This window comes from Paenibacillus sp. FSL R5-0912 (genome assembly GCF_000758605.1).
Taxonomy (GTDB): Bacteria; Bacillota; Bacilli; order Paenibacillales; family Paenibacillaceae; genus Paenibacillus_AQ.
This window is the reverse complement of record NZ_CP009282.1, coordinates 3,761,625-3,773,534: the sequence shown is the minus strand read 5'-3', so window position 1 is coordinate 3,773,534 and position 11,910 is coordinate 3,761,625. Positions and strand designations below refer to the sequence as shown.

Here is an 11,910-nt window from a genome sequence, read left to right as displayed (position 1 = left end):
CAGCGGGTCCCGCTGCCGGCTTGCTCTGTCTAATGCCCCGAGTGCGGATTGTCACCGGAGGCGGAGGAAATTTCCAGCATGTCATCGATCTCACTCTGCGCCGCGGCGCTGATCGTTGCTGCATCGCCAGTCAGCCAAGCGTGATTATACGGGCCTTCCGCCGGTGAATCCTTGAATTTGGGCTGCAGCTCCATCGTATAATTCATCAGAGAATCCGGCAATCCGTCCTGCTTCATGAAGACCAGCGGCGCGTGTTTGCCCAGATGGGAGAAGGGGGCTGCGGCAATCGCAAGCATCGTTGAATCCGTAGTCAACAAGGACAGATTATGTCCGGGAGCAGTGATTCCCCAGCCGAAGCCGTTCGCCGTATCCTTGAATTTGGCAAAGGCAATGGCATTCTCATAAGGATCCTCTCCCGCTATACGCGTAACCGTTCCGTATTGCTTAAGCTGCTCTTCCACATCAGCTGAAATGACAGATTGGGGACCGAGAATGTAGATTGCTGCACTGCCGCCGCGTTCCTTGAGCGCGTCTGTTGTTGCAGCCGGGATTTCGCTACTTCTCACATATAGTAAAGGTTCTGGCATATGGGCGATCCAGTTCACAGCCGGGAGGGTATATTCAGGACTATCCACCGATCCGATAATTACACTCTGCGGCAGCTCGCCTGACACTTTCGCATAGTAAGCATCAATAGCGCCTGCCACTGCGGCTGGATCATCCCCTTCAATCTTGTCCAGCTTCAGATTAAGCGAGCTGAGCTGCGACTCGACAGCTTCAGACGAAGGACCGACAATTACAACCTGAATGCCGTCATTGCCGTCCGCACCAAGCGGCTTCAGCCGCTTCAATTCAGTAAGAGTCTCATCCGGCACACCATCTTGGGTGAAAAAGAGCACCGGACCGTTGTTCGGATGGTGGATCAGGTCCGTGCTTACCGCCGCAATCTGCCAGTTATCCACACTTGTCAGGACTACAGACGATGGCCGGTTGCCCTTCGTTTCAGCCGTCCATAAGGTCCGGGAGACCAGTACAGCCGCCTGAACAGGGTCAGAGGAGTTAATCCGTGTTGTATTCTTGGTAGCGATCCATGGCGTGGTTACCGCTGTTTGTGCAGGGATAGCGCTTGATTCTTCCTTGTTATCCGCGCCCGGGCTGCAACCCGCCAGTATAGCTCCAAGCAGCAGGATAAAGGTAGCCGTCAGTAGTCTTTTCTTCATCATTGTCCCTCCATTCAAGTTGCTCTAGCGAATACCTAGAAGTGTAGAGGACAAATGTGTAGAAAGAATGAAGCTGCTTACCAGGCCACGCGGATAATCAGGCCTTTGGGATCGCCGACTTCGAGATAGGCCGCCTGGCCGTTGACATCATCATAAGGGAAGCCGTAAGCCAGCCCGCTGATGCTGTGATCATGCCAGAACTTCGCATAGTAATTGGCTGGAGCCGCTTTGTAATAGTCCGCGACATTGTTCCAGTTGCCGGAGGTGTAGACATGGCGGTTAATGGCAGCGCTGGTGGCAGCATCAATAAGCGAGCCATCGTTGCGGAGAATATCCTGGGTGCTGTAGCTGGAATAACCTGCGAAATAATTGCCATTGGCCCCGCCGGCTTTAAACGATCCATGGACAGGAGCGATAATCCGGTAAGGCGCCTGATCCGTAGCAAGTGATTTGAAGGCGGACGGTACTTCATTCTGGTATTTAGTGAAGATTCCGGACCGTGTCTCCGATTCCAGCTCGCCTACGGTCTTATCATAGCCACCCGACAAGCCTACCAGCCGGTGCTGGATCGGGAAGCCGAAGGCATCTACGCGTGTCGTGTTGCCGTGATAGCCTGTAGCATCCACCGTGAATTCAACGAAATCGAAATAGAGATTACGGTTAGGGTCGGTAGGATTATCAATATCCGGTCCGGCAAAGCCGTCATCATAAGTCTTGATGTACAGCGGCGTGCCTACGCTGAGGAACATGCGGCCGGAGGTGATTTTGGGCATCGTTACCCAGGAAGCCTGACTTACGGTATGGTAGATATTCGCGTAATTCACGCCGTTCTTGATCAGATGACCGGAGGCATCATTCAGCGCATTAGAGATTGGCAGCAGATTGCCGCTCAGATCCAGATAACTCCATTTACCGTTGGCCGGATTAATGCCGATGACTCCCCAATATACCTGATTGTCCGGATAAGCTCCGCCCGTGCCGTTCATGACCTTCACCGACACGGAACCTCCCGGCGGGGTGGGAATGGAAGAGGCGGTAATGGAATAGATCGAAGCAGAGGAACCCCCAGGCGGGGTAGTCGGCGCCGTTCCGGCGGTATACGTAAACCAGCCGGTATCATATGCCGGTGTTCCATTGTTGTACGTGAAGAAATAGGTGAGAACCGTTCCGCTGGTAACGCCAGTGACCACCTGCTCATAGCGGGCTTTGCTGCTGTTGTAGGTAGTACGGTAATTGAGCTGCGTTCCGGAATTGACCTTGTAATGTACATCCACCCAACTGGTGCTTACTGTAGATTTGAACCAGATCGTCGCTGTAGTTCCCGACAATTCTACTCCCTGGGTATAATCAGCGGCGGCAGCTTTGGAACCAAAGAATGGCAGGCAAGAGAGCAGAAGCACGAACGCAAGCATGGACATTAGCCATTTTTTACGCATCATATATTCCTCCTGAATTATAGTGGCATTGCTGTAATCATTACCTTTAGCAACGGGAAGCTATAGACAGATCATTCAGCATTTCAGAAAATATCCACCCTCCCCCATCCCCGGATCAAACCAGAATTACGTGTAGATGTATGCGTTTACAAATATGATTATAGTAGGGCAAATCTTCATTTAGTAGGCTCGGAATTTCGGATTCAGGTTCCCATTTTTTGGTTTTATGACTTAATTTCTTCCGTTTCACCTCTAGAGCGCTGCAAAAATAGCAAAAAGCCATCAATCCCCAGATGCCAGGTGATTAAAGGCTTTTCTAAACTTTATTTCAGTATCCGCTTTTACCAGTGCTGCGAAATAAAGGTATCCCGTCCGGATTGCTCACGGTCCTCTTTATAATGCTTCGGATTCTTCTTGTGATAGTCCTGATGATAGTCCTCAGCCGGATAGAAATGGGGTGCAGGCAGAATCTCCGTCACCACAGGAAGCTCAAATCTGCCGCTGGCCGCCACTTGCTCCCGGGAAGCCAAAGCCGCCAGCCGCTGCTCTTCATTATAGTAGAATACCGCTGTCCGGTACTGCGTGCCGCGATCCTGAAACTGTCCGCCGTCATCCGTCGGATCAATCTGCGGCCAGAACAGCTCCAGCAGTCTATCGTAGGGGAAAAGTGCCGGATCAAACGTAATCTGTACTACCTCATAGTGACCCGTTGTCCCAGTCTTGACCTGCTCATATGTAGGGTTCTCCACCGTGCCTCCGGCGTACCCTGATACAATTCCTTGAATTCCGGGAAGCTCTTCAAACGGTGTAACCATGCACCAGAAGCAGCCTCCGGCAAACATTGCCTGTTCCATAAGCTTAATCCCTCTCCCTGTCTCTCATCTGCAATTCATACATTAACGCTTGTTCTGAAGATAAGGCCTGCTGGTCATAAAGTCAATTTGAGAGATTAGACCTGCAAGCTTTTGACCATAATGACGTGGGGAATTCCATCTTCCATAAAGACAGGCGAGGAAGTCTCATAGCCCAGCTTCTGATAAAAGCCTTCGGCCTGCTTCTGGCCATGCAGCTTAGCTTGCCGGAGTCCTTGCTCTACTGCCATAGCCTCCAATGTGCCGATAATTACGGACCCTAGCCCGCTTCGGCGGTACGGGGCCAGCAGACAAATCCGTTCCAGCTTGGCCCATCCGTCCACAACCCGCAATCTGGCTGTTCCTACTGGAGCGTCCTCATCCTCGTGAAACACCAATATATGCTCTGCCTGGTTCTCATATTGATCAAATTCATCGGCCAGCGGTACGCCCTGCTCCTCCACAAACACTTCACGTCTGATCCGGAAGGCCTCTTGTAATCCTGCTTCATTCGTAACCTTGTCTACACGCATATCATCCTGCCTCCCTCTCCGGTTAAGCTTGCTTAATACCCGCCCAGAAAATCCCCCAGATATCCTCCAGGCGCTGTTCAAATTCCTCCTGCTTGTAAAATAACATCTGCATAGCGATCCCGTCCAGCAAACAATAATAGGCCGAGAGCAGGCTGTCTGTCCGCTGCTGCCGTATGACTCCCGTGCTCATGCCCTCCTCAAAAATCGCCCGGTACAGCACAGCGGAACGTTGCTCCATCACCGCAATCTGCTCCTCCAGCAAATCTTGGAAGAACGGCGGCGGAAATTGCACGGCCATTTTGTAGAATGCAGTCAATACCGGGTGCTCCGCTTTGTAATAGTAGTTCTTATACATAATCTCACGCAGCTTCATCTCTATAGGTGTATCCCTGAGGCCCTTATACAGTTGTTCAAGAAATTCATAGTAGTGCCGGGCCATTTCGCCGAAGGCGGCCATGAACAAATCCTCTTTTTTCGGAAAATAGGTAGCAATGGATTGCTTCTTAATCCCTACCGCCTGGGCAATCCCTGCCAACGAAGCTCCTTCAAAGCCCTTCTCGGCGAATTGTGAACATGCAGCCTGCAGTATCGCGTTAGCAGTCATCTCATCAACCCCCTGACGATCGTCAGGTAATTATCACATGCAGATTATAGGTTTGTCAATCTTGCAGGCAACACCCCTGTATGATCGTTGCAGCGCGCCAAAAAAGGATCACAGCACGTGATCCTTTTGCCTTGTACACTATGAGGGTACTACGTATCATCTTATTCCGTTCATTCTACACATACTGTCCTGCCGTCAACCCAGTTCTGCTCGTCGAGGACATGTAGATCCCTTCGATCAGTTCAAGCGTCTTAATTCCTTCCGCTGCGTCAATCCAGAACTTTCGGCCATCACGGATATGGGCATAGAAATCATCAATTAACCGTGAATGTCCGCTCCCCCAATACGATTTCCCCTTGGTGCTGCCGGTTGCCGGTTCGCTGAGCAGCGTCTCTTGCCCGTCCTTTAACAGATACAGGCAATCCCGGCGCTGCAGCAGCGTTCCCTGCTCAAAGACCAGCTCCAGTTCAACCGGAGAATTCACCACATAAGCATTGGTACCGTAAAAGAGTCCGCGCGCACCATTCCTGAAGCTGATGCATGCATGCGCACTGTCCTCCACTTCAATGACTTCATTCAGCACATCGGTTGTGACACTGCCCTTCACGGAAGAAATTTCTCCTCCGAACCATTGCAGCAGATCCAGGGTATGAATAGTCTGGTTGATGAGCACACCTCCGCCTTCAGTAGCCCAGCGTCCTCTCCAGCTGCTATTCTTGTAATAATCGCTACTACGGGTCCAGGTAACTACCCCCTTCATACAAATGAGGGCTCCCAATTCGCCGGAATCTATCATTGTCTTGATCCGGACCGAAGGGTCATTGTAACGGTTCTGGAAAACTACACCGAGCTGCCCATCCGCTTGATCCGCGGCTGCCTGCATGAACCGGGCAGAAGGTACATCCAGCGCCATCGGCTTCTCGGTTAACACATGTTTGCCGGCCTTCAGCAGTTCCACCGCCATCCCGGCATGCAGATAATGGGGCGTGCACAAATGGACAATACCGATATCCGACCGCTCCAGAAGCTGCCTGTAATCCGTCAAGGCTTCGCATCCATAATCCTGAGCGGATTGTGCCGCCTGAACGGGATCACTGTCCACCACGGCCAGCAGCCGCGCATCATCTATAGAAGCAATGGCCCTGGCATGCAGCGGAGCAATCGCACCGCAGCCGACAATCGCTGCTCCAATTGGATTCATCTTATACACCTTCCGTTCTTCTAGTAGCTGTTCATGCAACTATTTGAGAGTATCCGGGGTCAGATTGAGCGCTTGACGCTGCGCCTCCAGGCATAGTTCGGCCGCCTTGAAGGCATGCTCCTGGGTCATGGAATTTTCTGTACGCTGCAGGCAGTCCAGGATCAGCTCGCCGAAGAACGGAAAGCCGATTTTACCTGCTACATGTTCATAATGTTCTCCTTCACGGTCCACATAGTAGACATGGTCAGGGGTGCTGGAGCGGCCAATATCGCTGTATTTGCGCAGCTCGATATACCCTTCCGTGCCTAGAATAATGGTCCGTCCGTCACCCCATGTTCCCAGACCCGCCGGAGTGAACCAGTCCACCCGGAAATATTGGGTAGCCCCGTTATCGCCAACCAGCGTGGCATCTCCGAAATCCTCCAGCTCCGGGTACGCCGGATTGTTGTAATTGGCTACCTTGCTGTGCAATACTTTCGCATCGCGGCAGCCTGCATAGAAGAGGAACTGCTCAATCTGGTGGCTGCCAATGTCACAGAGAATGCCTCCGTATTTATCGCGCTGGAAGAACCAGTCAGGACGGCTTGGCGCATTTAACCGGTGAGGTCCCATGCCCATTACCTGGAGGACACGACCAATGGCTCCCTGCTGCACCAGGTGACCGGCATAGACAGCGCTCTCCACATGCAGTCTTTCGCTGTAATACGTCATGTACTTCCGCTGTGTCTGCTCTACCTGAAGGCGTGCTGCTGCCAGCTGATCGAGTGAGGTGAACGGTGATTTGTCCGTGAAATAATCCTTCCCGTGCGCCATGACGCGCAGACCCAGCGGACCCCGCTCCGAAGGAACCGCCGCCGCCGCTATGAGCCGTACTTCAGGATCTTCAAGAATCTCTTCAGCCGAGCGTGCGGCCCGGACGCCGGGATAGGTGTTCTGGAACACTTTCACCTTCTCGGGGTCAGGATCGTATACCCATTTCAGTTGTGCTCCCGCTTCCACAAGCCCGTTGCACATCCCGTAGATATGCCCGTGATCCAGCGCCAGTGCGGCAATTACGAATTCACCGGGGCCCACAACAGGCTTGGCCTCATGTACCGGGGCATACATCATTCCGTCCTTGCGGCTCATGCTTCAACCTCCAGCTTGGCGTGCAGATAGTTCAGACTAATCTCCAGGCTCTCAAACGGATCACGCTGGCACACATCCTGCTCCACGATATGCCATTCCACACCTGTCTTGCGGCAGGCTTCAATAATCGCTCCGTAATTCATGTTCCCCTGGCCGATTTCGGCAAAAACCGGTTTGCGCGACAGAATCGTCATATCTTTGAAATGCACCGCCTGCATTCTGCCCTTCACTTTATGAATCCACTCTACAGGATCGCCGCCTCCGGCTTGAACCCAGTACAGATCGAGCTCAAAGCCAAAAACCTCCGGATCACTTTCCTGCAGCAGAATCTCCATACCCGTCATGCCTTCGAACCGTTCAAATTCAAAATCATGATTATGATAGACAAATTGCAGGCCATACTGCTCCTTCAGCGTACGCGCGATTCCGGAAGCCAGCTTGGCAAAGGTGCGGTAGCCTTCCTGGCTGGTCTGATACTCTGCCGGCAGTGCGCCAAGACCGATGTACTTGCAGTTCCACAGCTTATGTTCAGCCGCGAGCGCATCCAGATCATTCACCAGCCGGTTCCAGGGGACATGCGTTGCACATATTTTCAAGCCGTATTCATTCGCATACTCCTTCACCAGCTGGGAGTCAATGGGTCCAATCCCCGAGATCTGCACGGCCTGGTAGCCAATTTCACTCACCTTCCGCAGACTTTCTCTTAACCCCTCCGGGCTCTGGGTAAATTCACGTAAGGTATACATTTGTGCGGCAATCGTTGAACGCTCCATTTCATTCATCCACTCCTAGATTAGTTTGAATTGGTTAGATGATGCTATACCTGCAGATTAAAGAGTGATGCTAGTGGGTTCCCGATACATCCAGGGCTTTCTGGCTGACAGGCGCCTTTTGAAAAGTAGAGTTCTGCACTTGTACCATCAGCTTCTCGTGGAACAGGTCGCTGTCGATCGGCAGGTCTACCCAGTTATCGGTCCATGCTGACAGGTACATCGCATTGGACAGTGTCAGTCCGTGAATCCCCTCTTCTCCAGGCGCCAGGAGAGGCTCGTCATGAAGAATGGCATTGGTGAAATTACGCAGAATGCCTTTATGCTGATCTCCTTCACCAGGGGCAACCGGAATCTCGCATTTCCAGCACTCGGGTGCTCCGAATCCTCCTGTAAATTCAGCATTGAACTGCGGCTCCGGTGTGCGCAGGCGGAAGAACGTAAGCTTCCCGTCTTCGATTATGATTTTACCGTTGTCGCCTGTGATCTCGAACCGGTTAGTGCCCGGCGCTTCCCCTGTGGTGGTGATGAACAGCCCCGTTGCGCCGTTCTCATATTCCACATAGGCAGTCACATCATCCTCCACTTCAATATTGCGGTACTTCCCGAAGTGGCAAAAAGCCCGTACCCGCTTCGGCATCATTCCGGTCGTCCACTGCCAGAGATCCAGCTGATGCGGGTCCTGGTTAAGCAGTACGCCGCCCCCTTCTCCGCCCCAGGTCGCCCGCCAGCCGCCGGAGTCATAGTAACTCTGAGAGCGGTACCAATTGGTGATAATCCAGTTCGTCCGCCGGATCTCCCCCAGCTCCCCTGACTTGATCAGCTCTCTAAGCTTCTGGTAGAGCGGGTTGGTCCGCTGGTTGTACATAATGCCAAACTTGCGGTCAGACCTCGCAGCAGCGTCGTTCATCTCCTGAACAGCTTTGGTGTAGACGCCTGCGGGCTTCTCAATCAGAACATGCAGCCCGTACCCCAGCGCTTCAATCGCCAGCGGCGGATGATCATAATGCGGTGTGGCAATCAGCACAGCATCAATGCTGCCAGACTTGAACAATTCTTCCGGTGAACTGAACCGCTGCACGCTATCCGGCAAATGCTCCTCCGCCCAGTCCAGCCTTTCCGGGTTGCTGTCACAAACGGCTGCCAGCTCGGCCCCCTTAATATCACTCAGCAGGCTTTGCGCATGCGCTCGCCCCATATTGCCCACTCCGATAATGCCAAATCGTACCTTTTCCATCTCCCAATCACTTCCTATTACAGTTTATGATATGAGGATAACCTTAATCGCCCCCGCTGAACATGACTGTAATTAAGGTGTTTTTGTATAATAATAAGATGTATTAGATAAATGAAAGCGGTATAATGAATGTATGAGCGTTGTAAAGGAGCTAACCCTATGAATATGAATGCCAACGGAAACCTGACCGGACGCCTGCTGCAGAATCTGACCGTTACCGTTACACATGCCCAGTTAACCAGCAGATACCCCGGATGGAATAGGACAAACGAGACCCCTTCCTTCAACCGGCTGTACTATATTGATTCCGGCGAAGGCAAAGTGATCATCAACGGCGTGGCGTATTATCCCAAGCCCGGACAATTAATGATCATGCCGGCCGGCTCTACCCAGACCACGGACACCTCGCCGAATGATCCTTATACGCGCTACTATTGCCATTTCGATGCGCAGATCGGGGAATGGCCGCTGTTTCATTCTGCGAATAAGCTCTACATCAGCGATGTGCCGGATCCGGATGCGGTAAGGGCGATTTTCACGGAAATGATTGATTTGTTTCAGGATACCGGCTTTCTGGCGACTCTGCGGACTCAGGCTTCGCTGCTCACGCTATTGGCGCTGTGTCTGGAATCGGGAGGCTACAGCAATTTCCTGGATGACCTGACACATACCAGCGATCAGGGGAAGCTGGCGAATGTGCTGACTTACATTGACCAGCGCCTGATGCGTCCGCTTGATGTGGAAGAGCTGGCGGAGCTCGTTCATCTGCATCCGAACTATTTCATTCCCTATTTCAAGAAATTCATCGGCGTTCCCCCGATGCAGTACGTTCAGCTGAAACGGATGGAGCTCGCAAAAAGACAGCTCTCCTACACCGATTTCAGCATCTCCAATATCGCTGAGCAGGTCGGCATGGAGCTTGCCCATTTCTCCAAGGTATTCAAGAAGACTACTGGCGTTTCTCCTTCTGCTTACCGGAGCAGTACGAAGTAGGGGGCTTGGGGTACGATAATCATATGCGCCTTGGGTGAATGCTCTGCTCCATTCCAGCTAAGACTGCGATAGCTGATATAAGATCCAGCAGTTCAGAACGTGCGGCGTTACTTCGCTGGACCCGACTTTTAGGCAAAAAACCGCTTCCGAGGAATGCTAGTTGGATTTTCGGCACTTAATTATCCCGTTTCCCCATTCAAAGGCGAGTAAGTGGATTTTCAGCATTTAATTCTGCGAATATTCTAACTTTTCCTATTTTCAGTAGAAGTAAGTGTTGTTTTTCCAACTAGATTAGCCGAATTAGTTATTCCTGCAGAATAAGATGTCATTTATCCAACTGCTTCCGGCAGAGTCTCTGAGCACAACTTAATAGGCTACCTGGAGGGGTCCATATATAAGCACAAAAAACAGCAAGACTCCAAAGGTTATTCCAAATGAAAAAAAGGAACAATCCCAAGCCATATGATGGCTGATAGGACTGTTCCTTTTTGTAGCTACATACTATTTAATCCCGAAATATGCCTCGGCATTGTTGTAACAGATGTTCTCGATCGTCCGGCCCACAAAAGCATAATCACGCGGCAGATCGCCCTCTTCAATCCATGTGCCGAACAGGTTGCAGAGAATCCGGCGGAAATATTCATGTCGCGTGAAGGAGAGGAAGCTTCTGGAGTCGGTCAGCATGCCGACGAATGGACTGATCAGCCCGATGCTGGAGAGCGCCTTCAATTGCTGCAGCATGCCTTCCTTCTGATCATGGAACCACCAGCCTGAGCCCATCTGCACTTTGCCTTTGATCCCAGAGCCCTGGAAATTACCGATCGATGTGGCAATCATCTCGTATTGTGACGGATTCAGCGTATACACAATGGTCTTCGGAAGCTGTCCGCTGGCATCCAGATCATTCAGCAAGGCGTTCAAGCTGCGTGCCATATTGAAGTCCAGAATCGAATCGAAGCCGCTGTCCTTGCCAAGTGCATCGAACATCCGTGAGTTGTTATTGCGGAGCGCCCCGATATGCAGCTGCATGCTCCAGCCCCGCTCGTGGTAGAGCCGGCCTAATTTGAGCAGTGTGTAGCTCTGGAACTTCTGTTCCTCCTGGGCGCTGATCTCCTCGCCTTTGAAGGCACGGGCAAATATGTAAGCTGCTTCATGTTCGGTTGAATGGGCGTGCGGAAGCTCACCGAAGGCCTGATCCGACAGACGGCAGCCATGCTTGTGGAAATAATCGATCCGCGAAGTCACAGCCTTCATGAATTCGGAATAACAGTGAATTTCCAGTCCGCTGGCTTCACTTAACGTGGCAACATAGCCGGCAAACCCTTCATCGCGGATATTCAGCACCCGGTCCGGTCTGAAGGTTGGAGCAACCACGGTCTCCAGTGCACTGTCATTCTTAATAAGAATGTGATGCTCCAGTGAATCGGCCGGATCATCCGTTGTGCAGACGACGTCAACATTCTGCTTCTTAAGGATGCCCTGTGTAGTCATGCCGTCTCCTTGCAGCTGTTCATTACAGCGGTGCCAGACACTCTCCGCGTTATCGGCCGAGAGCAGCTCATCGATGCCGAAGTAGCGCTTCAGCTCCAGATGTGTCCAATGGTACAGCGGATTGCCCAGCATCTCGGGTACGGAACGTGCCCAGACCATAAATTTGTCTTTGTCCGGAGCGTTCCCAGTAATCAGCTGTTCATCAATACCGAGCCAGCGCAGCGCACGCCACTTGTAATGGTCCCCCGATAACGCCAAATCGGCAATATTGCGGAACTTGCGGTTGCTGCTGATCTCCTGAGGATTCAGATGACTGTGGAAATCGTAGATCGGCATTTTTTGGGCATAGTCATGGTACAGGGTTTGCGCACTTTTGTTGAGGAGCAGCCAATCTTCATGAATAAAAGGTGAGGTACTCAATGTGTTCTCCAGCCTTTCGTCATACC

The 11,910-nt window shown here is 51.9% G+C and carries 11 protein-coding genes; 1 reads left to right on the top strand and 10 read right to left on the bottom strand.

Going from position 1 to position 11,910, the window contains the following annotated elements; translation table 11 throughout:
- Positions 1-29 precede the first annotated feature (29 nt).
- The 9 genes from R50912_RS15990 to R50912_RS15950 form a co-directional block, all read right to left on the bottom strand.
- Positions 30-1,220 (bottom strand): cell wall-binding repeat-containing protein, encoded by a 1,191-nt coding sequence (locus R50912_RS15990; protein WP_042236285.1) that lies wholly within the window; start codon positions 1,218-1,220, stop codon positions 30-32.
- 77 nt (positions 1,221-1,297) lie between these two features.
- Positions 1,298-2,656, bottom strand: coding sequence for a glycoside hydrolase family 64 protein (locus tag R50912_RS15985; protein ID WP_042236283.1), 1,359 nt, complete (start codon positions 2,654-2,656; stop codon positions 1,298-1,300).
- A gap of 341 nt (positions 2,657-2,997) precedes the next feature.
- Positions 2,998-3,510, bottom strand: a complete 513-nt coding sequence (gene msrA / locus R50912_RS15980) for a peptide-methionine (S)-S-oxide reductase MsrA (protein WP_042236281.1) — start codon at positions 3,508-3,510, stop codon at positions 2,998-3,000.
- A gap of 95 nt (positions 3,511-3,605) precedes the next feature.
- The gene (locus R50912_RS15975; protein WP_042236279.1) at positions 3,606-4,040 is read right to left on the bottom strand and encodes a GNAT family N-acetyltransferase; all 435 of its coding nucleotides are present in this window, start codon (positions 4,038-4,040) and stop codon (positions 3,606-3,608) included.
- A gap of 22 nt (positions 4,041-4,062) precedes the next feature.
- Positions 4,063-4,644, bottom strand: coding sequence for a TetR/AcrR family transcriptional regulator (locus R50912_RS15970; protein ID WP_042236277.1), 582 nt, complete (start codon positions 4,642-4,644; stop codon positions 4,063-4,065).
- 175 nt (positions 4,645-4,819) lie between these two features.
- Positions 4,820-5,845 (bottom strand): Gfo/Idh/MocA family protein, encoded by a 1,026-nt coding sequence (locus R50912_RS15965; protein WP_042236275.1) that lies wholly within the window; start codon positions 5,843-5,845, stop codon positions 4,820-4,822.
- Positions 5,846-5,884: 39 nt separating this feature from the next.
- Positions 5,885-6,973, bottom strand: a complete 1,089-nt coding sequence (locus tag R50912_RS15960; protein ID WP_042236274.1) for a Gfo/Idh/MocA family protein — start codon at positions 6,971-6,973, stop codon at positions 5,885-5,887.
- Entirely contained in the window at positions 6,970-7,746 is a 777-nt protein-coding gene (locus R50912_RS15955) for a sugar phosphate isomerase/epimerase family protein (RefSeq protein ID WP_042236273.1), read from the bottom strand. Before R50912_RS15955 ends, R50912_RS15960 begins: the two co-directional genes overlap by 4 nt.
- A gap of 70 nt (positions 7,747-7,816) precedes the next feature.
- Positions 7,817-8,980 (bottom strand): Gfo/Idh/MocA family protein, encoded by a 1,164-nt coding sequence (locus R50912_RS15950; protein WP_042236271.1) that lies wholly within the window; start codon positions 8,978-8,980, stop codon positions 7,817-7,819.
- 159 nt (positions 8,981-9,139) lie between these two features.
- Between R50912_RS15950 and R50912_RS15945 the strand changes: the two genes are divergently transcribed.
- On the top strand, positions 9,140-9,973 hold the full coding sequence (locus R50912_RS15945; RefSeq protein ID WP_331281919.1) for a helix-turn-helix domain-containing protein: 834 nt from the start codon (positions 9,140-9,142) through the stop codon (positions 9,971-9,973).
- Positions 9,974-10,474: 501 nt separating this feature from the next.
- Here the strand turns inward: R50912_RS15945 and uxaC are convergent.
- Positions 10,475-11,884 (bottom strand): glucuronate isomerase, encoded by a 1,410-nt coding sequence (uxaC, locus tag R50912_RS15940; RefSeq protein WP_042236270.1) that lies wholly within the window; start codon positions 11,882-11,884, stop codon positions 10,475-10,477.
- Positions 11,885-11,910 lie beyond the last annotated feature (26 nt).